Source organism: Pantoea graminicola, from assembly GCF_048452665.1.
Classification (GTDB): domain Bacteria; phylum Pseudomonadota; class Gammaproteobacteria; order Enterobacterales; family Enterobacteriaceae; genus Pantoea.
Window position 1 is genome coordinate 286947 of record NZ_JBLWSJ010000004.1, and the last position, 26274, is coordinate 313220.

A 26274-nucleotide genomic window follows, 5' to 3' on the forward strand; every position below is an offset into this window, starting at 1 on the left:
ATTCATTTACAGCAGATACCAGAGACCCGGGAACAGGTCCATGCCGAGAAAGTTCAGGGCATACAGCACCAGGATGACGATCATCGCCGAGAAATCGATGCCGCCCATCGCAGGCAGAATGCGGCGAACAGGGGCCATCAGCGGCTCGGTTAACTGCACCAGCAGAAAATCAACGGGGCCACGGCCCTGACTGATCCAGCTCATCAGCGAGCGGACAATGATGACCCAGAAGACCAGATAACCGGCGGATTTCAGCAGCGACAGCAGACCGACCAGCAGATTGGTCGGATCGACCGAGAACACGCCGACCTGAATCAGCAGCAGAATCGGGTATTTCAGGGTGGTCAGCACAAAGGCCAGCAGCAGCGAGGCGGTATCGATTGGCCCCAGCGCCGGAATGATGCGGCGCAGCGGCTTCACAACCGGCTGCGTTACTTTCACGACAAACTGCGCCACGGGATTATAAAAATCGCAGCGCGACCACTGCATCCAGATGCGCAGCAGCAGCACCATCACGTAGAGATCGATTAGCGTTTTTACTAAAAACGTCAGTGTTAACATGAAGTTCCTCTGTTATTTTTGTGAGTTGTGCGCATAGTCTCGTGCGCCAAAAATGGCGGTGCCGATACGCACCATTGTACTGCCTGCGGCGATTGCCGCCTCCATGTCATCGCTCATTCCCAGCGAGAGCGTATCAACGCCTGGATAGTGCTGCTGCAACTGCCGGAAGGCCTCCGCCATCTGCTGGCATACCGCCAGCTGCTGTGCGTAATCACTCTCCGCGGCCGGAATCGCCATCAGCCCGCGCAGTCGCAGGTGTGGCAGGGCTGCGATCTGCTCTGCCAGCCCGGAAACGGCCTCCAGCATGATGCCAGATTTGCTGTTCTCGTCACTGATATTTACCTGAATTAACACATTCAGGGGAGGCAGCGTTGCAGGCCGCTGATCGTTGAGCCGCTGCGCGATGCGCTGACGGTCGATCGTATGACACCAGGCAAAGTTTTCCGCCACCAGACGACTTTTGTTGGACTGCAGCGGGCCAATGAAGTGCCACGCCAGCTCAGGATGTGCGGCCAGCGCCTGAACCTTTTCAACCCCCTCCTGAACGTAATTTTCGCCGAAGGCTATCTGGCCAGCGGCAAACGCCTCTTCGATCGCGCTCGCAGGTTTGGTTTTGCTGACTGCAAGCAGGGTAATTTCTTCTGGTGCGCGGCCGCAACGCGCGGCAGCGGCGGCGATTCTCTGCCGCACTTGCTGTAGGTTCTGCTGGATTGAGGTCATAGTCAGGAGAAATCATGGATCTGGATGAAATGGTGGCGCTTAGTGTAAAGCATAATGCCGCCGATCTGCACCTTTGCAGCGGACATTTGCCCTGCTGGCGGCAGCAGGGAAGGCTGGAGACGATGCCGCAGCAGCCTCGCATCACCACGGAGGGCATCGCGCAGTTTATGGCGCAGTGGCTCAGTGACTCACAGCGCCAGCAGCTGGCGCAGGCGGGCCAGATCGATTTTGCCCTGAGTATGGCGGACGGCTCACGGCTGCGTGCAAATCTCTTCAGGCAGCGCGAGGGTCTGTCGCTGGCGCTGCGGATTATCGCCACGACATGCCCGACACTGGCAGAACTGCAACTGCCCGCCAGCGTACCCCCACTGCTGGCGCAGCAGGATGGGCTGATTCTGGTGACCGGTGCGACGGGCAGCGGCAAATCCACCACGCTGGCGGCGCTGGTGGATGCGCTGAACCGCCAGCAGGCGTGTCATATCATCACGCTGGAAGATCCGATTGAGTTTATCCATCAGAGCCGGCAGTCGCTGATTCAGCAGCGGGAGATCGGTCTGCACTGCGCGTCGTTCGCGCTGGGCATCAGGGCGGCACTGCGTGAAGACCCGGACGTTATCCTGCTGGGTGAGCTTCGCGACAGCGACACCATTCGTCAGGCGCTGACGGCGGCGGAAACCGGCCATCTGGTGCTGGCAACGCTGCATACCCGGGGGGCGGCGCAGGCGGTGGATCGGCTGGTGGATGTCTTTCCGGCGGAGGAGAAGCCGCTGGTGCGGAGCCAGCTGGCGGGCAGCCTGAAGGCGGTGATCGCGCAGCGTCTGGTGCCGTCAGCGGCGGGCGGGCGCATTGGACTGTTTGAGATACTGATCGCCACGCCCGGCATCACCAATCTGATCCGCGAGGGGAAGATGCACCAGATCCCCGCGCTGTTGCAGACCGGCGCGCAGGCCGGTATGCAGACGTTTGAGCAGAGCCGTCTGGCGCGGCAGGCCGCCGGTCTTATTTAGCGGGCATCAGTAATGGTTTTCGAACCAGTCCTGCAAAATGATGGCGGCAGACTGTGAATCGACCGACCCTTTGTTGAGCGCACGATAGCCGCCGCGCTCGAACAGCCCGGCCCGCGCTTCTACCGTGCTGAGGCGTTCATCCTGCAGCTCAACCCGAATGCCAAAGCGGCCATGCAGGCGATTGGCAAATTTACGGGCGCGGGCCGTCAGCGGCTGCTCGGTGCCATCCATATTCAGCGGCAGTCCCACTACCACGAAGTCGGGCTGCCACTCTTTCAGCAGTTTTTCGATCAGCAGCCAGTCGGGGGTGCCATCCTGCGCTTTCAGCGCCGCCAGCGGGCGGGCGCTGCCGGTGAGTTGCTGACCCACGGCGACACCAATACTTTTAGTGCCGAAATCGAAACCTAACAGAGTCTGCGTTGACATCAGGCGTGTCCGGCGTCGCTGGCCATATTGTGAATATCGACGCCAATACTGCGCGCCGCTTCGCGCCAGCGCTCTGACACCGGCGTCTGAAACAGGATGTTGCTATTAGCGGGTGTGGTCAGCCAGGCGTTTTCCATCAACTCATTCTCCAGCTGATCTTTCTCCCAGGCACAGTAGCCCAGCGCCACCAGCACGTTAGCAGGCTGAGAAGGGGTGCCTATCGACTCCAGCACATCGCGGGACGTGGTGATGACCGTGTTATCGGAGACACGAATGCTGGAGGTAAATGTGCGTTGCGCTGAATGCAGAATAAAACCGCGATCTTCCGCCAGCGGACCGCCGATAAAGACCGGTTTGTCCAGCCGGATCGCCGGGTCGCGATCCTCAGCGGAGATTTTCAGCTTTTTCAGAATGCCTTCAACCGTCAGGTTTTCCATGGGTTTATTGATGATCAGTCCCATTGCACCCTCTTCATTATGTTCGCAGAGATAGACTACGGAACGTTTGAAGAAAGGATCCTGCAATGAAGGCATGGCAATCAAAAAGTGATGTTGTAAATTCATTCTCACACGATGTACCAAAAAATAACCGGCACGCGACGGCCGCACCGGTATTGGGTTGATCACGGAGCTACGCCCCGGCGTCTTGCTCAGCCCAGGCGTTTCTCAATGGCATCCATCAACATGCCGGTGATGGAGATCGGGAACGCAGCCTCAATTTCACGTACGCAGGTCGGGCTGGTTACGTTAACTTCAGTTAGTTTATCACCGATGATGTCCAGACCGACAAAAATCAGCCCTTTTGCTTTCAGCGTCGGGCCGACACGACGTGCAATCTCCCAGTCGCTTTCGCTGAGCGGGCGCGCTTCACCGCGCCCACCGGCCGCCAGGTTGCCCCGGGTCTCGCCGCCCTGCGGGATACGCGCCAGGCAGTAAGGCACCGGCTCGCCGTCCACGACCAGCACGCGTTTGTCACCCTCTTTGATCGCCGGAATGTAGTTCTGCGCCATGCAGAAGCGGCTGCCATGTTCGGTCAGGGTTTCGGTAATGACGCCAAAGTTCGGATCATCCTGCTTCACGCGGAAGATAGAGGCGCCGCCCATGCCATCCAGCGGCTTCATGATGATGTCACCATGCTCCTGCCAGAAGTCGCGCAGCTGCGCCTTGCTGCGGGTGACCAGCGTATCTGGCGTGAATTCGGCAAACCAGGCGGTGTAAAGCTTTTCGTTGCAGTCACGCAGGCTCTGCGGTTTGTTGACGATCAGCGTACCCAGCTCTTCTGCGCGCTCCAGAATATAAGTCGCATAGATAAACTCGGTGTCGAAAGGGGGATCTTTACGCATCAGCACTACGTTCAGATCGGCCAGCGGGATCACCTGCTCACTGCCAAACTGATACCAGTTGTCAGGGTTCTGCTCGACGCTCAGCAGGCGGGTACGGGCAGAGGCCACGCCACCGCGCAGGGAGAGATCCTGCATCTCCATGTAGTGAATTTCGTAACCACGGCGCTGTGCTTCCAGCAGCATGGCGAAGCTGGTGTCTTTTTTAATATTGATGGACGAAATCGGGTCCATCACGATGCCAAGTTTAATCATTATTATCTCCTCGGTGAGGCGGCGTCTGCCGCCTCGTCTGGTTCGGTCTGCAGTGGGCCGATGGGTCAGGACATTATGCCTGCGCTCTCACCGCTGAAAGTATCGCTTAACCCAGGTCGCCAAACCTCACCTGAAGTGCCGTAATAGCCGTCAGCGCGGTGGTTTCGGTTCGCAGTACCCGTGGGCCAAGCAGAATGTCAGTAAAACCGTGCTCTGCTGTCATCGCAATCTCATCCGCAGACAGCCCGCCTTCAGGGCCAATCAGCAGCCGCACCCGTCCGACAGGCTGCGGCAGCGTATTGATGCTGTGGCTGGCGCGGGGATGCAGGTTGAGCTTCAGACCGCTGTCCGCCTCCGCACACCAGGCCTCCAGCGTCATCGCGTCACGAATCAGCGGCACGCGATTGCGGCCACACTGCTCACAGGCGGCAATCGCAATTTTCTGCCACTGCTGGATTTTCTTTGCCAGACGCTCAGCATCAAGCTTTACGCCACAGCGCTCGGAAAACAAGGGTGTAATGACATTCACGCCCAGTTCGATCGATTTCTGGATAGTGAATTCCATTTTTTCACCGCGCGACATCACCTGACCTAAATGCAGGTGCAGGGGTGACTCGCGATCGTCCGGCTGGCTCTCTGTGACCGATACTTTTACACGCTTTTTATCAACATGCGTGATCTCTGCTGCAAAAGTCAGATTAGTGCCATCAAAGAGTTCCAGACGCTGACCGGCCGTCATCCGCAGCACCCGGCCGACATGATTGGATGCATCTTCATCCAGGGTAATTTCACTGCCGATGCTGAGGGGCTCGGGGTGATAGATGCGAGGTATGCGCATAAGTTTCCTGAAACCGGACGCCGCACGGCGGCGGCGTCATGGGAAAAAAGCTAGTGTAGGGCAGGGATTTTAGCGCTGGCAAGCCTGCTGCACATAAGGATTGTGATTGCCCTGGACTCTGGCGATGCGCTGGTCGCGTTCACACTCCCATTTTGTGACCGGATAGAGCTTATCCCAGGCCGTAAACAGCTGCGTCTGCTGGCGCGAAATACGCAGATGATACTGGTCACGCATGTAGAAGTAGGTGCGGGCAATCGCGCCGCGTGCCCGCGCAGGCGGCTCAGCCTGTTTGAGTTTGAAGTCGATCTTCATCTCGCACTGGCCATACTGCTTTTCGCTGCCGTTCCACTGACTGTAGGCGAAGTTGCCCCGGTCGCCGTTCACTTCACCCACCGCAGGCTGCAGGTTATGCAGGTCGGTTTCGATACGACGATAGTCGGGATCTTTGCTGCAGTTTTTACGGCCGCCCGCCTGCCAGCACTGGCGCTGATGACCAAACTCCCAGGCTGGCATCACATGTTCCCACTCAATACGCGCAGCGCGATTGGCGTTTTTACGCACCTGATAGCCGCAGCTGTTGAGATCGGGAACGCCTTTTTTCCCCTGCCAGGTAATTTTACAGCCACAGTAGAACGATCCAGGCGCATCGGCGTTGATCGCCGCGGCAAAGGTTTTGGCCTGCTGGAAATTATTCTGGTGATAGTTATTCAGATTGAGGGCGTCAGCGGCGGGCGCAAACAGCAGCGCCAGCGCCAGACTTATTATGCGAGACATATTCCGGATTTTTACTCAGTACGAAAAAGGGCGGCAGGTTAACAGAATGTGGAATAGGGCGGAATGGGGATTCTTCTCAGGTCGCGATAAACTCGCCCGCAATAAGCAGGCTGCCGCAGTGTACGCAGCGATATTCGCTCTCTTTGCGCAGCACGCGATTGTGGCGGCGCACGGTCAGCTGATGCTGCTGGCACTGACAGCGATACGCAAAGGTCTTGCTGCGCACGGAGGCGATCTCAAACTGATGGGTACGTCGTGCCGGCACGCCCAGCACCTGCTCCATCATCCATTTCCACTCTTTGCCGTGCGGGGCAACACGACCGAACTGCTTCCAGACCAGCAGATGCGCCAGCTCATGCGGCACCACTTCATCGATGAAGGCCTGCTGGTTTTCCAGCAGCAGCACCGGATTAAGGCGGATCTCCCAGGCGTTGAGCCAGGCGGTGCCCGCCGCCGTGCCGCGCTGCTGATAAAGCAGTTTTGGTTCGGGCCAGGCGGTCTCCAGTGTCTGATTGGCGCGTTCAAGCGACTGGCGCAGCGAGCGCATCACGGCCTGCTGCAGAGCGATGGGAAGTCGGGGCGTTTTCATGGCGCCCAGAATAGTCGCCGTCGCGTCGGAACTCAACGTTGTCCGCGAAAATCGGCGGCGCAGTAGCTATACTTTGCCGCCAGTTTCCCGCCAGATAATCTGTAATCGCGATCCTGCTTTGAGAGACCTGGCGACCGGCTGAAATTTCTGGATTAAATAGGGTTATGGCCTCTTATAGAATATCCTGTCGACAGGGGTCACTGCAGAGTGGATGGATAAGAAGCGGATGGCAGAGTGTACGGACAACGCAATGAAAAATAAGAACATCAGGAAACAGCGGGTAGTGCTGGTGACCGATTTGATGGCTGGCCGCGGCGGCATGGAAAATGTGACCTGTCAGCTGATCACCGCTCTGAATGCCCAGGCCGGAACGGAAGCGGGGCTGTTCATTATCAACAGCGGCGAAGAGAGCCACTCCCGCGCCTGGACCGCCAACGCCGTTTTAGCCGAGAGCGTCTGCACGCTGCGGAATAAGAAGATAAAGAATCTGATTCATACGCTGAGAATGGCCGTCTTTTTCCGTCGCTATCGGCCCGACCATGTGCTGACCCTGAACACGATCCCCACGTTAATGGCCCGCCGGGCAATCGCGCTCTCCGGCCGTAAGATCGTCCTGTCGAGCTGGATGCATCTGCCCCCGCGGGATCGCTACCGTCCGCACTATCTGCGACGGGCCGATCACCATTTTGCGATCAGTCATCAGATTAAACAGCAGCTGGTGGAGCTGGGCGTACCGGCCGCCGCTGTCGACGTCATCCATAACCCTGTCAGGCGCAGCGACGTGGTGATTGGCAGGCCGCAGGCGCTGAAATTTCTCTACATCGGCCGTGTTCACTTCCAGCGCCAGAAACAGCTGAAAGATCTCTTTGATGCCCTGCATCAGCTCACCCTGCCCTGGACGCTGGAGATGGTGGGCGATGGTGAGGATCTGGCGCAGTGTCAGCACTACGCGGCGCAGCTCGGCCTCCAGGATCGCATCACCTGGCATGGCTGGCAGGAGGACGCCTGGGCGTATGTCAGCAGCCACATTAAACAGGTCTCCTGTCTGATCATGACCTCTAACTTTGAGGGCTTCCCGCTGATCCTGCTGGAGGCGATGTCGCGCGGTGTCTACTGCGTCTCATCCGACTGCGTCAGCGGGCCATCGGAGATTATTCAGAACGGTCTCAATGGTCAGCTCTACCCGACTAATGACAGCATGGCGCTGGCCGCGATTCTCAACGCCATGAACGACGATTTTCACTTCCCTGAGCATCAGGTTATTAAAGCGAGCATTGCCGGTTTTTATGAGGAGAATTATATGAAGCACCTGCTGAGTGTGTTTAACCGCCTGACTGAGGTTAAGCATGACGATTAAAACCAGCCGCAACGGATTGACGTTGCTGGTGAATTTCGCCGTTATTGCGCTCTGCCTGGCGCTGTCGCTGAATATGTTTGTTACGGGCCTGCCACAAAAGATCTTCTATCTGGTTTCCTATCTCTCTGTCGCCTCCGTGCTCTATGGCGTGGTGCGCAGGCGGATGGACTTTAAAGAGAACCGCTTTTACCTGCTCCTGTTTGCGGTGCTGATCCTGTTCGCGCTGATTCGTCTGTGCTGGGCGATTCACGTTAAAGGCGTTGAAACTGCGCCCTCGACCGACGCCATCACCAATATCGGCAACTATCTTCTGGGGGCGAAGCGTCTGATGCTGGGGGCCTTTGTCCTGCTCAGTCTGGCCATTTACGGGCAGCGGGTTTCGTTAACTACGCTGCGTATCGGCAGGCTGCTGATGCTGGCGGGGCTGCTGATCACGCTGGGCTTCGGGATTCATGAGCATCTCTATACGGAGAATGTCCGCATTAAGCTCACCACCGAAGCGGCCTCGATGTCCTCCTATATGATTCTGTTTATCTACTGCGCCTGGCTCTGGCTGAGCCGCTTTGAGACGCACGCGTACTGGAAGGTGGCCGATATCACGGCGCTGGCGGTGACTCTCGCGCTGCTCTATCTGTGCGGCACCCGCGTCACCCTGATTGCGCTGGTCGCCGTCGGGCTGCTGTTCCTGTTACAGACCTACAGGCTGGCGCTGTTCGCCAGCTGGCGGACGGGCTCGCTGCTGGTGGGGCTGCTGGCGGTGCTGGTGCTGATGACCGGTAATCGCTGGGTGGAAGGCGTTCAGGATATTGAGAACTACGGCTCGAACAGTTCGACCTCGCTGGGTGCACGCGTGGCGATCTGGGGTGGGGCGATGGACTTCATCGAACATCATGATGGCTTTGCGACGCCGGATGCGCGGACCACCGAGGCGCGGAAGTTCATCATGGCGCACTATCCTCTCAATATCGAAGGCTACACCAACGTCAAATACAACATGCACAACGAGTTTCTGGAGGTTACGACGCTGCAGGGCTGGCTGGGAACGCTGTCGCTGGCGTTACTCTATCTGACCGTGCTGGCGGGCTGGCTGAAGAGATGCCCTCTGCGCGGCGTGGCGCTGCCGATTGTGGGGCTGTTTATCTGCGGGCTGACCGACTCGGTGCTGCCCTATAATCAGACCGCCACCATTTTTATTATGGCGCTGGCGCTCTGCTGCCTGCCGCGCGCTTTACCGGCGGCGCGGATGACATCCTCATCCTGATGCGCTGAACCAATAAAAAGGGCGGGGTTTCCAGAGAAACCCCGCCCTTTTTTTTATGCGTAATCTTAGTCGCGTGAACCGATATCGCGCAGTTTTTTACCAGCCATCAGATTGCGTTCGATGTGCTCCAGCGAGACGTTTTTGGTCTCCGGGATCAGCATCACCGTCAGCAGAATGAAGAACAGGTTAAGCGCCGCGTAGACCCAGAAGGTGTTGGCATTGCCCAGCGTGTTCAGCATCGTCAGGAAGGTCGCACCCACGATCATGTTCGCGATCCAGTTGGTGGTGGTGGAAACGGTGATACCGAAATCGCGGCCTTTCAGCGGCTGAATCTCGGAGCAGAGTACCCAGATCAGCGGACCGGCTGACATCGCAAAGCCCACGATGAACATCAGCAGCATACCGATAGCGAAGTACTGCGCGCCCGGAGTATGGATGCCGAAGTGCAGCATAGTACCCAGCACGCCCATACCGGCCGCCATCACCATGAAGCCCAGAATCAGGGTCGGTTTACGGCCCCAGCGATCCACCAGACCGATGGCAATAAAGGTCGCGAGTACGTTAATCAGACCCACAATCACCGTGCCCCACATCTGCTGGGTGGTGTTGGCGAAGCCGGCGATTTCAAAGATTTTCGGCGCGTAGTACATGATGACGTTCATGCCGGTAAACTGCTGCATCACCTGCAACAGGATGCCGAGATAGACCGCGCGGCGGAAGTGGCTGCTGCTGGTGAACAGACCCCAGCCAGACTGCTTAACTTTCAGGCTTTCACGAATCTCTTCCAGCTCACGTTTGGCCTGTTCGCTGGTGTCACGCAGACGATCCAGAACGCGTTGTGCATCGCGGAAGTTGCCTCGTGCCGCCAGCCAGCGTGGGCTGTTTGGCAGGAAGAAAACCCCGATCAGCAGCAGCAGTGCCGGAATCGTGATGATGCCCAGCATCCAGCGCCAGTTGCCGGTAAAGCTGAACGCGGTATCGGTCAGGTACGCACCCAGGATACCGATGGTGATCATCAGCTGATACAGCGAAATCATACTGCCGCGAATTTTTTCTGGTGCAATTTCAGAAAGATAGAGTGGGGCGGTATAAGAGGCGATACCGACAGCCAGACCCAGCAGCACGCGGGCGCTGATCAGCATCTCCGGGTTCGGCGACATTGCCGACCAGAGTGAACCGATGACGAACAGAATCGCGCCGGTCATCAGGCTTTTTTTACGGCCCAGACGGGATGACATCCAGCCGCTGCCGATCGCGCCGACGGCGGCACCAAACATCATCGAACTGACGATCCACTCCTGCTGATGAGCGGTAACGTTGAAGTCCTTTGCGATAAACGGCAGGGCACCGGCGATCACGCCGATATCCAGACCGAACAGCAGACCCGCAAGGGCCGCCAGAAAGCAGACAAATAAGGTCATCGCCTTATTTGAAGTTCTGCTTTTGTGTGTATTGCCAGGCATTTTAGCCTCCAGGTTTATCCATCATTGTTTTTATCGATGTTAAAAAACCTTTTGCGAGAAAAAAGTGAAACCGATCACATCAGTGTAATCGCTTACACATGCTGAAACCCTGAAATTCAGCCTATTTCTCTCGTAAAGATTCATTAATCAGTGAGGTATAGCACTCATTAAGTTTCTGACAATGCTCTGTTTACCGGCTATCAGACGACGCTGAAAATAACGCATTTTCAGAAGAATAACTACGTGCGTTAAATCTTAAATATCAGATAAACAAAGCATTTCGATTTGTAATCGTTAACATTTTGTTGTCAGAAAAAGCGAAAGGAAGTGTAGCTGAGAAATAAGAAATTGCCCTGGCGCGAAAAGATCACGCCCGAAATTGCGTTTTTAGCAGGGAAGCCAGGCCAGAAACAGCCGCTGCCCAGAGTGCGGAAAGGAAGAATCTGCGCCTGCCGTCAGTGATGCGGCTGAAAAGGGCATAAAAAAACCCTGCCGGAAGGCAGGGCTTCATGGACAGCCGGTGACCTTACAGGCCAGCCGCGTCACGCAGCAGGGCGGCTTTGTCGGTTTTTTCCCATGGGAAATGTTCGCGACCAAAGTGACCGTATGCGGCGGTCTCTTTGTAGATCGGGTGCAGCAGATCCAGCATCTGAATCAGACCGTATGGACGCAGGTCGAAGAACTCACGCACCAGCAGCGTCAGCTGCTCGGTTGACACCTTCTCGGTGCCAAAGGTTTCTACCATGATAGAGGTCGGTTCAGCCACGCCGATGGCGTAGGAGACCTGGATTTCACAACGGTCAGCCAGACCCGCCGCGACGATGTTTTTCGCTACGTAACGCGCGGCATAGGCTGCAGAGCGGTCTACTTTAGAGGGATCTTTACCGGAGAATGCACCGCCACCGTGACGCGCCATGCCGCCGTAGGTATCCACGATGATTTTACGACCGGTCAGGCCGCAGTCGCCCATCGGGCCGCCGATCACAAAGCGACCGGTTGGGTTGATGTGATATTTGGTGGTGGCGCTCATCCACTCTGCTGGCAGAACCGGCTTGATGATCTCTTCCATCACCGCTTCCTGCAGATCTTTCTGGCTGATGGATTCGGCATGCTGGGTCGACAGAACCACGGCATCGATGCCGACGATTTTGCCATCATCATACTGGAAGGTGACCTGGCTCTTGGCATCCGGGCGCAGCCACGGCAGCGTGCCATCTTTACGGACTTCAGCCTGGCGCTGAACCAGACGGTGCGCATAGGTCACCGGCGCAGGCATCAGCACGTCGGTTTCGTTTGTGGCATAGCCGAACATCAGACCCTGGTCGCCCGCACCCTGTTCCAGCGGATCGGTACGGTCAACGCCCTGGTTGATATCCTGAGACTGTTTACCAATCGCGCTTAATACCGCGCAGGAGTTGGCATCAAAGCCCATATCGGAATGAACATAGCCGATTTCACGTACAGTTTTACGGGTAATCTCTTCGATATCGACCCATGCGCTGGTCGTGATTTCACCGCCAACCAGCACCATACCGGTCTTGACGTAGGTTTCGCAGGCCACGCGCGCTTTAGGATCCTGCTCCAGGATCGCATCCAGCACAGCATCGGAGATCTGGTCGGCGATTTTATCGGGATGTCCTTCTGATACGGACTCGGACGTGAAAAGGTGTTTAGCCATTCTGTTCTTTACCTTAAATATGGTTTGAGTACGACTGCATAGCGTCAGGGAGGGTTTCTGGCCTGACGCCCCTTCAGGCAAAGCCGCGAGCAGTGAGGAAGTATCAGCACAGCAGGCTGACACCGCCTGGATCGTAACCTGTTTAGATGGAAAACCATCTGGACGGCTATTTTAGGATAGAGGATAAACCAATTGCCAGCCCTTTTTCTGTTTCCGCGTTCGCCCTGCCACTGTTATCGGCATAATTTACTGAGGCTACACACAATTCGCCGATAATCTTTTTGCATTTCCAGACGGTAAACTGTATAAAACGCCGCTGCTTTTGATAGCAGCAGCAAGGATGACGCCCCTGTCTGCGTCGCGCCTGTCAGACCCGGGTCTGGCTTTCACCCTGGTTGTTCTCCATGTGCCCCTGGCATATGCGGAGGTGATACAAGTAATGAACCACGCGTTTTCTTCTTTCGGTTCTCTGCGCAGCGCGGCTGCGCTGGCTCTCTCCTGCTTCCCATCTGTTTCTCATGCCTGCCGACACGCTGTCCGATGCGGTAATTTTACCGACACAGGCACCGGCTAATCTTTATCTCTGTTCTCAGGGTTTTGTTACTTCTCTGCGGCTGCGCAGCGGAACGACACTGGTTATCTCTGGTCTATACCGATCGGTTAAATGTTCTCTGTTTAAACCGGGATGGTCAGGGTGTTTTACACTTAACGCTGAGGCGTGAATCGCGCTGACGAGAATGTCAGGTGAACAGGACATTGCATTTAATGTGGCGACAGGTTTTCAGATTGGCGGCCATACAGCCGGTTAACAGTTTCATCTTTCAACGGAAAATTGAGGTTCGCGATGTCTGACGACATGAAGAATATCAAAGGTTCGTCAGCTGGCGAACAGGGTACACTCCGCTCCATGCAGGAGGTTGCAATGAACGATCAGGATGCGAGCAAAATGTTGCGCACGTACAACATCGCCTGGTGGGGCAACAACTATTACGACGTTAACGAGCTGGGCCATATCAGCGTCTGCCCGGACCCGGATCGCCCCGAGGTGCGCGTCGATTTAGCCCGGCTGGTTAAAGAGCGCGAAGCGCAGGGCCAGCGTCTGCCCGCGCTCTTCTGCTTCCCGCAAATCCTGCAGCACCGTCTGCGCTCTATCAACGCCGCCTTTAAACGTGCGCGTGAATCTTACGGCTATACCGGCGACTACTTCCTGGTTTACCCGATCAAGGTTAACCAGCATAAGCGGGTGATTGAGTCGCTGATCCACAGCGGTGAGCCGCTGGGACTGGAAGCTGGCTCAAAAGCAGAGCTGATGGCGGTGCTGGCGCATGCCGGTCAGACCCGTTCGGTGATCGTCTGTAACGGCTACAAAGACCGTGAATATATTCGTCTGGCGCTGATTGGCGAAAAGATGGGCCACAAGGTCTATCTGGTGCTGGAGAAGATGACCGAGGTCCGGCTGGTGCTGGAAGAGGCCGAGCGTCTCAACGTGGTGCCGCGTCTGGGTATCCGTGCGCGTCTGGCGTCGCAGGGCTCCGGCAAATGGCAGTCAAGCGGCGGCGAAAAGTCGAAGTTCGGCCTGTCGGCAACCCAGGTACTGAAACTGGTTGAGATCATGCGCGAAGCGGGTCGTATCGACAGCCTGCAGCTGCTGCACTTCCACCTGGGATCGCAGATGGCCAACATCCGCGATATTGCTACCGGCGTGCGTGAGTCGGCGCGCTTCTATGTGGAACTGGCGAAGCTGGGCGTTAATATCAAATGCTTCGACGTCGGCGGCGGTCTGGGTGTCGATTACGAAGGCACGCGCTCGCAGTCTGACTGCTCGGTCAACTATGGCCTGAATGAGTACGCGAACAACGTGATCTGGGCGATCGGTGCTGCCTGTGATGAGCATGGTCTGGAACATCCGACGGTCATCACCGAGTCGGGCCGTGCCGTGACCGCACACCATACCGTGCTGGTCTCGAACATCATCGGCGTGGAGCGCAACGAATTCAGCGAACCCGAAACGCCGGAACCGGATGCGCCACGTCCGATCCTCAGCATGTGGGAAACCTGGCAGGAGATGCACGAGCCGGACACCCGCCGTTCGCTGCGTGAATGGCTGCATGACAGCCAGATGGATCTGTCTGATATCCACACCGGCTACTCGTCCGGCACCTACGATCTTAAACAGCGTTCATGGGCCGAGCAGCTCTACCTGAGCATCTGTCATTACATCCAGCAGCATCTCGATCCCAGCAACCGTGCGCACCGTCCGATCATCGACGAACTGCAGGAGCGGATGGCGGATAAGATCTATGTGAACTTCTCGCTGTTCCAGTCGATGCCGGACGCATGGGGTATCGACCAGCTCTTCCCGGTGCTGCCGCTGGAAGGGCTGAACAAAAAGCCGGAGCGTCGTGCCGTGCTGCTCGACATCACCTGTGACTCCGATGGCACCATCGATCACTACGTGGATGGCGACGGTATCGCAACCACGCTGCCGATGCCGGAATATGACCTGGATAACCCGCCGATGCTGGGCTTCTTTATGGTCGGCGCCTATCAGGAGATCCTGGGCAACATGCACAACCTGTTCGGCGACACCGAGGCGGTGGATGTCTACGCGCGCGAGAACGGGGAAGTGGAAGTGCAGCTCTCCGACGAAGGGGACACCGTGGCAGACATGCTGCGCTACGTGCAGCTGGATCCCAACGAGCTGATGACGCTGTTCCGTAATCAGGTTCAGACCTCCGATATCGACGACGAGCTGCGTGCGCAGTTCCTCGAAGAGTTTGAGAGCGGCCTTTACGGATACACCTATTTAGAAGATGAGTAACCGACGCGGGCAGGCGGCGATCGCATATTGCAGTTGCCGTTCACTATGTCGATAATCTGACACACTCAATCCCTTCCTCGTCGGGCCTAACGACGCGGAGGGGATTTTTTTCATCTCAACCTTAATGGCTTGCGGGCCTGGCCCGACTCACGCACAAAGAGAGAGCAATTATGTACAACACGCTTGGCAATCAGTACGACAACTCCCTGGTCTCTAACGCCTTCGGCTTTATGCGTTTCCCGCTCAACTTTCAGCCTTATGACAGCGACGCCGAATGGGTGATCACCGGCGTTCCTTTCGATGCCGCCACCTCGGGTCGTCCGGGCAGCCGCCTGGGGCCGGGAGCGATCCGTCAGATCTCCACCAACCTGGCGTGGGAAGGCTGCCGCTGGCCGTGGGATTTCGATCTGCGTCAGCGTCTGAACGTCGTCGACTGCGGCGATCTGGTTTACGCCTTCGGTGATTCGCAGGATCTCTCCGACAAGTTACAGGCCCATGCAGAAAAACTGCTGGCGAATGGCAAGCGCATGATGACCTTTGGCGGCGACCACTACGTTACGCTGCCGCTGCTGCGCGCTCATGCGAAACATTTCGGCAGGATGGCGCTGGTGCACTTCGATGCGCACACTGACACCTACTCGAATGGCCCGACGTTCGACCACGGCACCATGTTCTTTACCGCGCCGAAAGAGGGGCTGATCGATCCACAGCACTCCGTGCAGATCGGTATCCGCACCGAGTTCGACAAGAGCCTGGGCTTCAACGTGCTGGATGCGGCGCAGGTCAATGACCGCAGCGTTGATGATATCCTGGCCGAAGTAAAACGCACCGTTGGCGACCTGCCGGTCTATCTGACGTTCGATATCGACTGCCTGGACCCGGCCCATGCGCCTGGCACCGGTACGCCGGTCATTGGCGGTCTTACCACCGACAAGGCGACCAAACTGATCCGTGGCCTGCAGGGGATGAACATTGTCGGCATGGACCTGGTTGAAGTCGCCCCGGGCTATGACCACGCCGATCTGACCGCGCTGGCTGCGGCCACGCTGGCGCTGGATATGCTGCATGTTCAGGCTGTGAACAAAGGTTAATCCCCGCGCTATCCCACGCCTGCTGGCTGCGTCCGGCAGGCGTTTGTCCTCTGTTTCTCTCTGTGCCCACGCCTCGCCCGCACCGTCTCCACCCGCCACGTCAGCCCGTGATCCGGGCGCAACCCCGCATCAGCAACTAAACTTATTGATACCCATTCTCAATGTGGAGGCAATCATGGGCTTTCTTGATGAACTGGCGGGTTCACTGCAGAACCACCAGAGTGACGGGCATCTTCCGGGGCAGCTTCAGGCTGTCTGGCACTGGGTGCAGGAGCAGGGCGGTGTCGAAGTGTTGCTGCAAAAATTCCAGCAGGGCGGACTGGGTGACGTTTTCAGCTCGTGGATTGGCACCGGCGCGAACCAGCCGCTGGCGCACAACGATATTCACTCGGCGTTTGGCCAGTCTGAGCTGCAGTCGCTGGCGGATAAACTGGGCACGGATGTGCAGGGGGCGGCGGGGACGCTGGCGGTGATTCTGCCGCAGCTGATTGACCGGATGTCACCGCAGGGGCAGATGGATGAAGCCTCACTGCACGAGAACAAACTCGATCTGGGCTCTATGGTGAATCAGATCTTCCACCGCTAGACCGCTGAGCCGCATGGCGGGCGCATCCCTCCGGCTGCACCCGCCTTTGGCGTTACTTCGCGTCTGCCGCGATGCGCTCACGGATATGCTCCGCACGCGCTTCAGAGGCCGGGTGAGAGTCAAACATTGAACTCTGACGACCCTGTTCCAGCTTCGCCAGCTTCTCGAAACTGGTCACCAGACCCATCGGGTTGATGTTGCGCTTCCTCATCAGATCGTAAGAGTAATCATCCGCCTGCGACTCCTGAGACTGAGAGAACTGGGCGTTAACCAGCTTTTCACCCATTTCGCCCAGCTGCGACTGCGACAGGGAGCCGATTACACCCCCCACCGACGCGGCAGCCGTGCGGGCGGCGGTGGTGGCATACGCCAGCTGCATCGCCTTGCGCGTATGGCCCAGCGCGACGTGGCCCATCTCATGGCCCAGCACGCCTTCAACTTCGTTGTCGGTCATCATATCCATCAGGCCGCTGTAAACACGGATACAGCCGTTTGCCATCGCCCAGGCGTTGACATCTTTGGTCTGATAGACCTTGTAGTTAGCCGGCACGCCATTAATGTTATCGCCCAGCGCGGCCGCGATCTTGTTCAGCCGCTGCTGATAGTCGCTGTTTGCCGGGGCGATCTGATTATCCTTGTCCATCTGCTCACAGGATTGATCGCTCAGCTGCTTTACCTGATCGTCGCTCAGGGTATAAGCCTGAAACGCCTGTGCGCCCGACTGCATCAGCCCGTTATTGTCTAAACCCTGACAGCCGCTGAGCAGCGTCGCCAGCCCCAGCGCACATACCGTTTTCTGGATTTTCATGCTCTATCCCATTCATAACAAGGTAAGAAAAACAAACACCTGAAACGCAGTCAGGTGAATAAACGTTTTGGTTATAGCGTGCCCGTCCGCACTTTGCTAGCAGAGTTGGCCGGAAAAGCCAGACGAAGCGGCTGCATTTAGCGTTTTACAGCATGTACTTTTGCCCCGATTTTCATGTACATTGATGGGCAACTTTTTCCTTGTTTTGCCCGCTAACTCATTAATAACAATAAGTTAAGGTGCGAAGCATTAATCCGACCTGGAGTAGAAAATGCCCTCTCGTAAAGAGCTTGCCAACGCCGTTCGTGCGTTAAGTATGGATGCAGTACAGAAAGCGAAGTCGGGACATCCGGGTGCCCCGATGGGTATGGCGGACATCGCTGAAGTCCTCTGGCGCGGCTATCTGAACCACAACCCAACGAACCCGCAGTGGGCTGACCGCGACCGTTTCGTGCTCTCTAACGGTCACGGCTCAATGCTGATCTACAGCCTGCTGCACCTGACCGGCTACGATCTGCCGATGAGCGAGCTGGAAAACTTCCGCCAGCTGCACTCAAAAACTCCAGGTCATCCGGAATATGGCTACACCGCAGGCGTGGAAACCACCACCGGCCCGCTGGGGCAGGGCATTGCGAACGCCGTTGGCTTCGCGATTGCTGAGCGCACACTTGCAGCCCAGTTCAACCGTCCGGGGCATGATATCGTAGACCACAACACCTATGTCTTCATGGGCGATGGCTGCATGATGGAAGGCATCTCTCACGAAGTCTGCTCGCTGGCGGGAACCCTGAAGCTGGGCAAGCTGGTGGCCTTCTATGATGACAACGGCATCTCTATCGACGGTCACATTGATGGCTGGTTCACTGATGACACCGCGAAGCGCTTTGAAGCGTACGGCTGGCATGTGATCCGTGGCATCGATGGCCACGATGCAGACGCGATTGCTAAAGCGATCGACGAAGCGAAAAGCGTCAGCGACAAGCCTTCACTGCTGATGTGCAAAACCGTGATCGGCTTCGGTTCACCGAACAAAGCGGGCACCCACGATTCTCACGGCGCGCCGCTGGGCGATGACGAAGTAGCACTGACCCGCAAACAGCTGGGCTGGAACCACGCACCGTTTGTGATCCCTTCTGAAATCTACGCTGAGTGGGACGCGAAAGAAGCGGGTCAGGCGAAAGAGTCTGCCTGGAATGAGAAATTTGCTGCCTATGCGCAGGCGCATCCGGAGCTGGCGGCTGAGTTCACACGTCGCGTCAGCAACGAGCTGCCGGCGAACTGGCAGGAAGAGTCACAGAAATTTGTTGAGCAGCTGCAGGCCAACCCGGCGAAGATTGCCAGCCGTAAGGCCTCACAGAACGCCATTGAAGCCTTTGGTAAAATTCTGCCAGAGTACCTGGGTGGCTCAGCCGATCTGGCGCCAAGTAACCTGACCATCTGGTCCGGCTCTAAGCCGATCAATGAAGATGCGGCCGGTAACTACATCCATTACGGCGTGCGCGAGTTCGGTATGACCGCCATCGCCAATGGCCTGGCGCTGCACGGCGGCTTCCTGCCTTACACCGCAACCTTCCTGATGTTTGTGGAGTATGCGCGTAACGCCGCGCGTATGGCGGCCCTGATGAAGATCCGTCAGATCATGGTCTACACCCATGACTCCATTGGTCTGGGCGAAGATGGCCCGACGCACCAGCCGGTTGAGCAGATGGCGAGCCTGCGCACCACGCCAAACATGAGCCTGTGGCGTCCATGCGACCAGGTGGAGTCTGCGGTGGCGTGGAAATATGCTATTGAGCGTAAAGATGGCCCGACGGCGCTGATCTTCTCCCGTCAGAACCTGGCGCAGCAGGAACGTGATGCTGCACAGCTGGCGAACGTCGCGCGCGGCGGCTACGTGCTGAAAACCTGTGAAGGTACGCCGGAGCTGATCCTGATCGCTACCGGTTCAGAAGTGGAACTGGCAGTAGGCGCCTGGGATAAACTGACCAGCGAAGGCCGTAAAGTGCGCGTGGTCTCCATGCCATCGACCGATGCTTTCGACAAGCAGAGCGAAGAGTACCGTGAATCTGTGCTGCCGAAAGCGGTCAGCGCACGCGTTGCTATTGAAGCGGGCATCGCAGATTACTGGTTCAAATACACCGGCCTGAACGGCGCGATTGTGGGCATGACCAGCTTTGGCGAATCTGCTCCTGCGGATCAGCTGTTTGAACTGTTTGGCTTTACCGTCGACAACGTGGTTGCGAAAGCGAAGGCGCTGCTGGCGTAAAAACGCGGCCAGGCGGCGCTTCACCCGCCTGGTAGTAAAACTCGGGGACGATCTTTTCGTCCCTTTTTCCTCTTTTATTCCTGCAGTAATAACTGATTTTTGCCCGTTTTTGTGATGCAGATCCAAATTTAAGCAGGCAGATTGATCACAGTCATTCCCGTTATTCCTTCCTTCTATTATTGTAGCTGAACCGTTTCAGTCGCCGGGCAGATCGCCCTGGTTTCGGACAATGCCGGGTAAGAATCTCCTGTACAAAATGCAGTGAAACGCTCAGGCTAACGGCACGTTTTTTTCAGTCTGACGTGGCAGGAGAGAAATGACGGTACGGGTAGCGATAAATGGTTTTGGCCGGATTGGACGCAACGTCCTGCGCGCGCTCTATGAAACGGGCCGGCGGGCGGAAATCACCGTGGTCGCCATCAACGAGCTGGCAGAGGCCACCGGTATGGCGCACCTGCTGAAGTATGATACCAGCCACGGCCGTTTTGCTTTCGATGTGCGCCAGGAGCGCGATGTGCTCTGTGTCGGGGGCGATACCGTGCGCATTCTGCACCGCGCCGCCATTGCCGATCTTCCCTGGCGCGAACTGGATGTGGATATAGTGCTGGACTGCACGGGCGTCTACGGCTCGCGCGCTGATGGCGAAGCGCATCTGCAGGCGGGGGCGAAGAAGATACTCTTCTCGCATCCCGGCGGCCATGACCTCGACGCGACCGTCGTGTATGGCGTGAACCAGCAGGATCTGACGGCCAGCGACCGCATCGTCTCCAACGCCTCCTGTACCACCAACTGCATTATTCCGGTGATCAAACTGCTGGATGACGCCTTTGGCATCGAGTCCGGCACCGTCACCACGATCCACTCCGCGATGCACGATCAGCAGGTGATCGACGCCTATCACAGCGATCTGCGTCGCACCCGCGCCGCCAGTCAGTCGATCATTCCGGTCGATACGCGTCTGGCGGCCGGAATCACCCGCATTTTTCCGAAATTCAACGATCGCTTTGAGGCGATAGCCGTGCGTGTGCCGACCATTAACGTCACGGCCATCGATCTCAGCGTCTCTGTGCGCCAGGCCGTGAAGGCGTGCGAGGTGAACACCCTGCTGCAAAGCGCAGCAGAGGGGGCATTTCGTGGTATAGTTGACTATACGGAATTACCGTTAGTCTCAGTCGATTTTAACCATGATCCGCACAGTGCCATTGTGGATGGAACACAAACGCGGGTCAGTGGTCAACACCTTATCAAGACCCTGGTCTGGTGTGACAACGAATGGGGCTTCGCTAACCGGATGCTCGACACGACGTTAGCGATGGCCGCAAGTGGTTTCAGGTAAGACGCGGTTTGCGTCTGGCAAAACTTATGAGAATCAACGAGAGGATTCACCATGTCTGTAATTAAGATGACCGATCTGGATCTGGCTGGCAAACGCGTGCTGATCCGTGCCGATCTGAACGTACCTGTTAAAGAAGGTAAAGTGACGTCTGATGCACGTATCCGTGCTTCACTGCCAACCATTGAAGCGGCGTTGAAACAGGGCGCGAAAGTAATGGTTACCTCTCACCTGGGTCGTCCGACCGAAGGTGAATACAACGAAGAGTTCTCACTGCTGCCGGTAGTTAACTACCTGAAAGAGAAGCTGAACGGCACCACCGTGACGCTGGCTAAAGATTACCTCGACGGCGTTGACGTCGGCGCTGGCGAGCTGGTCGTTCTGGAAAACGTTCGCTTTAACAAAGGCGAAAAGAAAGACGACGAAGCACTGTCTAAAAAATATGCTGCCCTGTGTGACGTCTTCGTGATGGATGCCTTTGGTACCGCGCACCGCGCGCAGGCTTCTACCCACGGCGTCGGCAAATTTGCCCCTGTCGCCTGTGCAGGCCCGCTGCTCTCTGCTGAGCTGGAAGCACTGGGTAAAGTAATGAGCAACCCTGAGCGTCCGCTGGTTGCGGTCGTCGGCGGCTCTAAAGTCTCTACCAAATTCGACGTGCTGCAGTCGCTGGTGAAAATCGCGGACACCGTGATTGTCGGCGGCGGCATCGCTAACACCTTCGTGGCTATCGACAACAAGGTCGGTAAATCACTCTATGAGCCAGACTTCGTGGAAGCGGCTAAAGGCCTGCGCGACCAGTATGGTATCCCGGTTCCGGTTGACTCCCGCGTCGGCACGGAATTCTCTGAAACTGCCCCTTCAACCGTGAAAAAGGTTTCGGAAGTGGCGGATAACGAAGAGATTATGGACTTTGGTGATGAAACCGCACAGGCGATGGCTGCGATCCTGAAGGATGCTAAAACCATCCTGTGGAACGGCCCGGTAGGCGTGTTTGAGTTCCCTAACTTCCGTAAAGGCACCGAGATCGTGGCTAATGCCATTGCAGACAGCGACGCGTTCTCTGTAGCAGGCGGCGGCGATACCTTAGCGGCTATCGATCTGTTCGGCATTGAAGACAAAATTTCCTACATCTCGACCGGCGGCGGCGCATTCCTGGAGTTCGTGGAAGGCAAAAAACTGCCGGCCGTTGCCATGCTGGAAGAGCGTGCGAAGCAGTAATCCTTTGGGGGCGATGCCTGACGGCATCGCCTGAAGTCTTGCCCGACTGGGCGTTTAAATCGACGTTCCTTAAGGGGAACAACGGTCACGAAACAGGACACAATCATGTCTAAAATTTTTGATTTCGTAAAACCCGGCGTTGTCACTGGTGATGACGTACAGAAGATCTTCAAAGTTGCAAAAGAGAACAAATTCGCACTGCCAGCCGTAAACTGCGTCGGCACCGACTCCATCAATGCGGCACTCGAAGCTGCAGCGAAAGTGAAAGCGCCAATCATCATCCAGTTCTCTAACGGCGGTGCAGCCTTTATCGCGGGTAAAGGCTTCAAGAGTGACAAGCCACAGGCCGCGGCCATCTTCGGTGCGATCGCCGGTGCACACCACGTTCACCTGATGGCAGAGCAGTATGGCGTGCCGGTTATCCTGCACACCGACCACTGTGCCAAGAAACTGCTGCCGTGGATTGACGGTCTGCTGGACGCGGGCGAAGAGTATTTCCAGAAAAATGGTAAGCCACTCTTCTCATCTCACATGATCGACCTGTCAGAAGAGTCTCTGGAAGAGAACATCGAAATCAGCAGTAAGTACCTGGCGCGCATGGCGAAACTCGACATGACCCTGGAGATCGAACTGGGCTGCACCGGTGGTGAAGAAGATGGCGTGGATAACAGCCACATGGACGCGTCAGCACTTTACACCCAGCCAGAAGATGTGAACTACGCGTACGAAAAACTGCATGCGATCAGCCCACGCTTCACCATTGCGGCCTCATTCGGTAACGTTCACGGCGTTTACAAGCCAGGCAACGTCAAACTGACCCCGACCATCCTGCGCGATTCGCAGAAATTCGTGTGTGAAAAACATGGCCTGCCGCACAACGCGCTGGACTTCGTTTTCCACGGCGGTTCAGGTTCTTCAGCAGCAGAAATCGAAGAGTCTATCAGCTACGGCGTGATCAAGATGAACATCGATACCGATACCCAATGGGCGACCTGGGACGGCATTCTGCAGTACTACAAAAAGAACGAAGGCTATCTGCAGTCGCAGCTGGGTAACCCGGAAGGCGACGACAAGCCAAACAAAAAATATTACGACCCACGCGTCTGGCTGCGTTCTGCCCAGTCCTCGATGGTCGTGCGTCTGGAGCAGGCTTTCAAAGAGCTTAACGCTGTCGACGTTCTGTAACCTTTATCCGTTACCGTACAAAAAAGGCCCGAAAGGGCCTTTTTTTATGCGTTAAGCCTGCCGGAAGCCGGGGGATTTGGCACTTCATCCGATAATTGATTACCCTTGTTAACAGGGTGTCGGATTACATCTGGCAATTTTGTCATTCCCCGATGGGAATCTAACAACAGGGCTTATTAATGGAAGAGTTACACGTCGTCGACGGCATCAATAACGCGGGCAACTGGCTGATACGCAATCAGGCGCTGATCCTCAGCTATGCCGTTAATATCGTTGCGGCCATCGCCATTCTTATTGTCGGGATGATTATCGCCCGCATTATCTCTAACACGGTCAATCGCCTGCTGCGCGCCCGTCACATCGACGCCACGGTCGCGGATTTCCTCTCTGCACTGGTGCGTTACGGCGTCATCGCCTTTACGCTGATCGCCGCGCTGGGACGCATTGGCGTCCAGACCGCCTCGGTGATCGCCGTGCTGGGTGCCGCCGGTCTGGCCGTGGGTCTGGCCTTACAGGGCTCGCTCTCAAACCTGGCGGCTGGCGTACTGCTGGTGACCTTCCGTCCGTTCCGGACCGGTGAATTTGTCGATCTGGGCGGCGTCATGGGCACCGTCCTGCATGTGCAGATCTTCTCCACTACACTGCGCACGGCAGATGGCAAAATTGTGGTCGTGCCCAACGGCAAGATCATTAGTGGCAACATCGTTAACTTCTCGCGCGAACCGGTTCGCCGCAATGAATTTATCATTGGCGTCGCCTATGACGCGGATGTGGATGAGGTGATCGCCTTACTGCAGCAGGTGGTTGAAGCTGATAGCCGCGTGCTGAAAGATAAGGGCATTCAGATCGGCCTGAACGAGCTGGCTGCCTCCTCTCTCAACTTCGTAGTGCGCTGCTGGAGTAACAGTGGAGACCTGCAGAATGTCTATTGGGACCTGATGAAGAACTTCAAGCGGGCGCTGGATGAGAAAGGTATCGGTATTCCTTATCCGCAGATGGATGTGCATCTGCACACCAGCCGTCAGCCGGAGGCCGCTTCAGCCGGGGCACAGCCGCAGTAATCCTTTTGGGCGGCTGCAGTCGCCCATTAATTTTGCTAATCGCAGATTAAATCTTTCAATTTCCGCTTATTATCTTCTCTCCTTATACTTCATCACATCCAATCCTGTGAGGAAGTTATTCCGTGTTATCTCTCTATTTTCAGGGGCTTGCCCTGGGTGCTGCGCTGATCCTGCCACTGGGCCCGCAGAACGCGTTTGTCATGAATCAGGGTGTGAAGCGTCAGTATCATCTGATGACGGCGGCACTCTGCTCGCTGAGCGATATTCTGCTGATTTGTGGCGGGATCTTCGGCGGCAGCGCACTGCTGAACCAGTCGCCGCTGCTGCTGATGGCGATCACCTGGGCAGGCGTTGCCTTTCTGTTGTGGTACGGCTGGGGTGCGCTGCGCAGTGCTTTTCGCGGCGACGCCGATCTGGCGGATGGCGAGCTGCTAAAGCAGGGCCGCGGGCGGATTATCGCAACGCTGCTGGCGGTCACCTGGCTCAATCCGCACGTCTACCTTGATACTTTTGTGGTACTGGGCAGTCTGGGCGGTCAGCTGCCGACCACCACAGCGCGCCAGTGGTTCGCACTGGGGACCATCAGCGCATCGGTTCTGTGGTTCTTCGGTCTGGCGCTGCTGGCAGCGTGGCTCTCTCCGCGACTGCGCACGGTGAGAGCACAGCGCATCATCAATCTGCTGGTCGGCGCGGTCATGTGGTTTATCGCCCTGCAGCTGGCACGCCAGGGTATGGCTGGTTTTTGATCCCGGCCCGCGATCCGTGCCGGTAATTGCCGCGTGGCGGGCGAACTTTTGCCATAATGACCACTCAAAGCATGGCGCATACCGATGCGCTGCTGGGCTTCGCCGGTTAGAAGCCGTCATAGTGACCTTTTCAAGGAGGACTTTCATGAAACTGAAAGCATTGGCTCTGGCCGCAATCATGAGCGCCGGGGCACTGCCTGGCGTACACGCTGATGAGTTACCAAACGGGCCCCACGTGGTGACCTCAGGCAAGGCAACAGTCGATGCCCGTCCCGATATCGCCACGCTCTCTATTGTGGTGAATGTCTCATCCAAAGACGCTGCCGATGCGAAAAAGCAGGCGGACAGCCGGGTTGCACAATATTTCGATTTTCTGCAGAAAAACGGTATTGAGAAGAAAGATATCGATGCCGCTAACCTGAGCACTCAGCCTGAGTATGACTATACCAAAGAGGGGAAATCGGTGCTGAAAGGCTACCGTGCCGTCCGTCAGGTGCAGGTCACGCTGCGTCAGCTGGATAAGCTGAACGATCTGCTGGATGGGGCGCTGAAGTCCGGTCTGAACGAGGTTCGCAGCGTCGAGTTAGGCGTGGCCAACCCGGAGAGCTACAAAGAGCAGGCGCGTAAAGCGGCGATTCAGAATGCGACCCAGCAGGCCTCTCAGCTGGCGGAAGGATTCAACGCGAAGCTGGGGCCGATCTACAGCATTCGCTATCAGGTTGCCAACTATCAGCCGATGCCGATGAACCGCATGTATAAAGCGGCGGCGGCACCAGAGACTTCTGCGCAGGAGACCTACGATCAGCAGAGCATCAACTTTGACGATCAGGTCGATGTGGTGTTTGAGATCAAGCCCAACGCGGCACAATAAAAAAACGGGGCTGATGCCCC

The 26274-nt window shown here is 56.8% G+C and carries 24 protein-coding genes; 13 read left to right on the forward strand and 11 right to left on the reverse strand.

Going from position 1 to position 26274, the window contains the following annotated elements:
* Positions 1–6 precede the first annotated feature (6 nt).
* Together ACNY69_RS12010 and ACNY69_RS12015 are read right to left on the reverse strand one after the other, a co-directional pair.
* Positions 7–561: a YggT family protein gene (locus tag ACNY69_RS12010; RefSeq protein ID WP_418798480.1), complete on the reverse strand. Its 555-nt coding sequence runs from the start codon at positions 559–561 to the stop codon at positions 7–9.
* Positions 562–573: 12 nt separating this feature from the next.
* Positions 574–1281, reverse strand: coding sequence for a YggS family pyridoxal phosphate-dependent enzyme (locus tag ACNY69_RS12015; RefSeq protein WP_293774579.1), 708 nt, complete (start codon positions 1279–1281; stop codon positions 574–576).
* A gap of 14 nt (positions 1282–1295) precedes the next feature.
* Between ACNY69_RS12015 and ACNY69_RS12020 the strand changes: the two genes are divergently transcribed.
* A complete protein-coding gene (locus ACNY69_RS12020; RefSeq protein WP_418798483.1) occupies positions 1296–2288 on the forward strand; it encodes a type IV pilus twitching motility protein PilT in 993 nt (330 codons plus the stop codon).
* Between the two features lie 6 nt (positions 2289–2294).
* Here the strand turns inward: ACNY69_RS12020 and ruvX are convergent, their stop codons facing one another.
* From ruvX to ACNY69_RS12050, 6 genes are all read right to left on the reverse strand, one after another.
* The gene (ruvX, locus tag ACNY69_RS12025) at positions 2295–2714 is read right to left on the reverse strand and encodes a Holliday junction resolvase RuvX (protein ID WP_111142280.1); all 420 of its coding nucleotides are present in this window, start codon (positions 2712–2714) and stop codon (positions 2295–2297) included.
* Positions 2714–3277, reverse strand: coding sequence for a YqgE/AlgH family protein (locus tag ACNY69_RS12030; protein WP_418798485.1), 564 nt, complete (start codon positions 3275–3277; stop codon positions 2714–2716). Before ACNY69_RS12030 ends, ruvX begins: the two co-directional genes overlap by 1 nt.
* 86 nt (positions 3278–3363) lie before the next feature.
* A complete protein-coding gene (gene gshB / locus ACNY69_RS12035; RefSeq protein ID WP_293774585.1) occupies positions 3364–4308 on the reverse strand; it encodes a glutathione synthase in 945 nt (314 codons plus the stop codon).
* A 106-nt stretch (positions 4309–4414) separates the two neighbouring features.
* The gene (gene rsmE, locus ACNY69_RS12040; RefSeq protein WP_111140656.1) at positions 4415–5146 is read right to left on the reverse strand and encodes a 16S rRNA (uracil(1498)-N(3))-methyltransferase; all 732 of its coding nucleotides are present in this window, start codon (positions 5144–5146) and stop codon (positions 4415–4417) included.
* A gap of 69 nt (positions 5147–5215) precedes the next feature.
* Positions 5216–5920, reverse strand: a complete 705-nt coding sequence (gene endA / locus ACNY69_RS12045; RefSeq protein WP_111140655.1) for a deoxyribonuclease I — start codon at positions 5918–5920, stop codon at positions 5216–5218.
* Between the two features lie 76 nt (positions 5921–5996).
* Positions 5997–6509, reverse strand: a complete 513-nt coding sequence (locus tag ACNY69_RS12050) for a SprT family zinc-dependent metalloprotease (protein ID WP_111140654.1) — start codon at positions 6507–6509, stop codon at positions 5997–5999.
* Between the two features lie 211 nt (positions 6510–6720).
* Between ACNY69_RS12050 and ACNY69_RS12055 the strand changes: the two genes are divergently transcribed.
* Together ACNY69_RS12055 and ACNY69_RS12060 are read left to right on the forward strand one after the other, a co-directional pair.
* The gene (locus ACNY69_RS12055; protein ID WP_418798489.1) at positions 6721–7866 is read left to right on the forward strand and encodes a glycosyltransferase; all 1146 of its coding nucleotides are present in this window, start codon (positions 6721–6723) and stop codon (positions 7864–7866) included.
* A complete protein-coding gene (locus ACNY69_RS12060) occupies positions 7856–9127 on the forward strand; it encodes an O-antigen ligase family protein (RefSeq protein WP_418798492.1) in 1272 nt (423 codons plus the stop codon). Before ACNY69_RS12055 ends, ACNY69_RS12060 begins: the two co-directional genes overlap by 11 nt.
* A gap of 65 nt (positions 9128–9192) precedes the next feature.
* Here the strand turns inward: ACNY69_RS12060 and ACNY69_RS12065 are convergent, their stop codons facing one another.
* Both ACNY69_RS12065 and metK read right to left on the reverse strand, forming a co-directional pair.
* Positions 9193–10590 carry a sugar porter family MFS transporter gene (locus ACNY69_RS12065; RefSeq protein WP_111140652.1) on the reverse strand — a complete coding sequence of 466 codons (1398 nt, stop codon included), beginning with the start codon at positions 10588–10590 and terminating at the stop codon, positions 9193–9195.
* Positions 10591–11116: 526 nt separating this feature from the next.
* Complete coding sequence (gene metK / locus ACNY69_RS12070; protein ID WP_418798494.1) at positions 11117–12268, reverse strand: methionine adenosyltransferase; 1152 nt, start codon at positions 12266–12268, stop codon at positions 11117–11119.
* 844 nt (positions 12269–13112) lie between these two features.
* Here metK and speA point away from each other — a divergent pair.
* From speA to ACNY69_RS12085, 3 genes are all read left to right on the forward strand, one after another.
* Positions 13113–15089 carry a biosynthetic arginine decarboxylase gene (gene speA, locus ACNY69_RS12075; RefSeq protein WP_111140650.1) on the forward strand — a complete coding sequence of 659 codons (1977 nt, stop codon included), beginning with the start codon at positions 13113–13115 and terminating at the stop codon, positions 15087–15089.
* Between the two features lie 170 nt (positions 15090–15259).
* Positions 15260–16180, forward strand: coding sequence for an agmatinase (gene speB, locus ACNY69_RS12080; protein ID WP_111140649.1), 921 nt, complete (start codon positions 15260–15262; stop codon positions 16178–16180).
* A gap of 175 nt (positions 16181–16355) precedes the next feature.
* Positions 16356–16766, forward strand: a complete 411-nt coding sequence (locus ACNY69_RS12085) for a YidB family protein (RefSeq protein WP_111140648.1) — start codon at positions 16356–16358, stop codon at positions 16764–16766.
* Positions 16767–16818: 52 nt separating this feature from the next.
* Here ACNY69_RS12085 and loiP read toward each other — a convergent pair whose 3' ends face one another.
* Entirely contained in the window at positions 16819–17574 is a 756-nt protein-coding gene (gene loiP, locus ACNY69_RS12090; protein ID WP_418798497.1) for a metalloprotease LoiP, read from the reverse strand.
* A gap of 271 nt (positions 17575–17845) precedes the next feature.
* Between loiP and tkt the strand changes: the two genes are divergently transcribed.
* The 7 genes from tkt (at position 17846) to ACNY69_RS12125 (ending at position 26254) form a co-directional block, all read left to right on the forward strand.
* Positions 17846–19840, forward strand: coding sequence for a transketolase (gene tkt, locus ACNY69_RS12095; protein ID WP_111140646.1), 1995 nt, complete (start codon positions 17846–17848; stop codon positions 19838–19840).
* 316 nt (positions 19841–20156) lie between these two features.
* Positions 20157–21176: an erythrose-4-phosphate dehydrogenase gene (epd, locus tag ACNY69_RS12100; RefSeq protein WP_111140645.1), complete on the forward strand. Its 1020-nt coding sequence runs from the start codon at positions 20157–20159 to the stop codon at positions 21174–21176.
* A 51-nt stretch (positions 21177–21227) separates the two neighbouring features.
* Positions 21228–22391, forward strand: a complete 1164-nt coding sequence (pgk, locus tag ACNY69_RS12105; RefSeq protein WP_111140644.1) for a phosphoglycerate kinase — start codon at positions 21228–21230, stop codon at positions 22389–22391.
* A 105-nt stretch (positions 22392–22496) separates the two neighbouring features.
* A complete protein-coding gene (gene fbaA / locus ACNY69_RS12110) occupies positions 22497–23576 on the forward strand; it encodes a class II fructose-bisphosphate aldolase (protein ID WP_111140643.1) in 1080 nt (359 codons plus the stop codon).
* Between the two features lie 179 nt (positions 23577–23755).
* Positions 23756–24637, forward strand: coding sequence for a small-conductance mechanosensitive channel MscS (gene mscS, locus ACNY69_RS12115; protein WP_293774601.1), 882 nt, complete (start codon positions 23756–23758; stop codon positions 24635–24637).
* A 122-nt stretch (positions 24638–24759) separates the two neighbouring features.
* A complete protein-coding gene (argO, locus tag ACNY69_RS12120; protein ID WP_111140641.1) occupies positions 24760–25383 on the forward strand; it encodes an arginine exporter ArgO in 624 nt (207 codons plus the stop codon).
* Positions 25384–25528: 145 nt separating this feature from the next.
* Positions 25529–26254, forward strand: coding sequence for an oxidative stress defense protein (locus ACNY69_RS12125; protein ID WP_111140640.1), 726 nt, complete (start codon positions 25529–25531; stop codon positions 26252–26254).
* Positions 26255–26274 lie beyond the last annotated feature (20 nt).

Coding starts and splice junctions, on each gene's coding strand:
- ACNY69_RS12010 (WP_418798480.1), bottom strand. CDS start 561: ATGTTAACACTGACGTTTTTAGTAAAAACGCTAATCGATCTCTACGTG.
- ACNY69_RS12015 (WP_293774579.1), bottom strand. CDS start 1,281: ATGACCTCAATCCAGCAGAACCTACAGCAAGTGCGGCAGAGAATCGCC.
- ACNY69_RS12020 (WP_418798483.1), top strand. CDS start 1,296: ATGGATCTGGATGAAATGGTGGCGCTTAGTGTAAAGCATAATGCCGCC.
- ruvX (WP_111142280.1), bottom strand. CDS start 2,714: ATGTCAACGCAGACTCTGTTAGGTTTCGATTTCGGCACTAAAAGTATT.
- ACNY69_RS12030 (WP_418798485.1), bottom strand. CDS start 3,277: ATGAATTTACAACATCACTTTTTGATTGCCATGCCTTCATTGCAGGAT.
- gshB (WP_293774585.1), bottom strand. CDS start 4,308: ATGATTAAACTTGGCATCGTGATGGACCCGATTTCGTCCATCAATATT.
- rsmE (WP_111140656.1), bottom strand. CDS start 5,146: ATGCGCATACCTCGCATCTATCACCCCGAGCCCCTCAGCATCGGCAGT.
- endA (WP_111140655.1), bottom strand. CDS start 5,920: ATGTCTCGCATAATAAGTCTGGCGCTGGCGCTGCTGTTTGCGCCCGCC.
- ACNY69_RS12050 (WP_111140654.1), bottom strand. CDS start 6,509: ATGAAAACGCCCCGACTTCCCATCGCTCTGCAGCAGGCCGTGATGCGC.
- ACNY69_RS12055 (WP_418798489.1), top strand. CDS start 6,721: ATGGATAAGAAGCGGATGGCAGAGTGTACGGACAACGCAATGAAAAAT.
- ACNY69_RS12060 (WP_418798492.1), top strand. CDS start 7,856: ATGACGATTAAAACCAGCCGCAACGGATTGACGTTGCTGGTGAATTTC.
- ACNY69_RS12065 (WP_111140652.1), bottom strand. CDS start 10,590: ATGCCTGGCAATACACACAAAAGCAGAACTTCAAATAAGGCGATGACC.
- metK (WP_418798494.1), bottom strand. CDS start 12,268: ATGGCTAAACACCTTTTCACGTCCGAGTCCGTATCAGAAGGACATCCC.
- speA (WP_111140650.1), top strand. CDS start 13,113: ATGTCTGACGACATGAAGAATATCAAAGGTTCGTCAGCTGGCGAACAG.
- speB (WP_111140649.1), top strand. CDS start 15,260: ATGTACAACACGCTTGGCAATCAGTACGACAACTCCCTGGTCTCTAAC.
- ACNY69_RS12085 (WP_111140648.1), top strand. CDS start 16,356: ATGGGCTTTCTTGATGAACTGGCGGGTTCACTGCAGAACCACCAGAGT.
- loiP (WP_418798497.1), bottom strand. CDS start 17,574: ATGAAAATCCAGAAAACGGTATGTGCGCTGGGGCTGGCGACGCTGCTC.
- tkt (WP_111140646.1), top strand. CDS start 17,846: ATGCCCTCTCGTAAAGAGCTTGCCAACGCCGTTCGTGCGTTAAGTATG.
- epd (WP_111140645.1), top strand. CDS start 20,157: ATGACGGTACGGGTAGCGATAAATGGTTTTGGCCGGATTGGACGCAAC.
- pgk (WP_111140644.1), top strand. CDS start 21,228: ATGTCTGTAATTAAGATGACCGATCTGGATCTGGCTGGCAAACGCGTG.
- fbaA (WP_111140643.1), top strand. CDS start 22,497: ATGTCTAAAATTTTTGATTTCGTAAAACCCGGCGTTGTCACTGGTGAT.
- mscS (WP_293774601.1), top strand. CDS start 23,756: ATGGAAGAGTTACACGTCGTCGACGGCATCAATAACGCGGGCAACTGG.
- ACNY69_RS12125 (WP_111140640.1), top strand. CDS start 25,529: ATGAAACTGAAAGCATTGGCTCTGGCCGCAATCATGAGCGCCGGGGCA.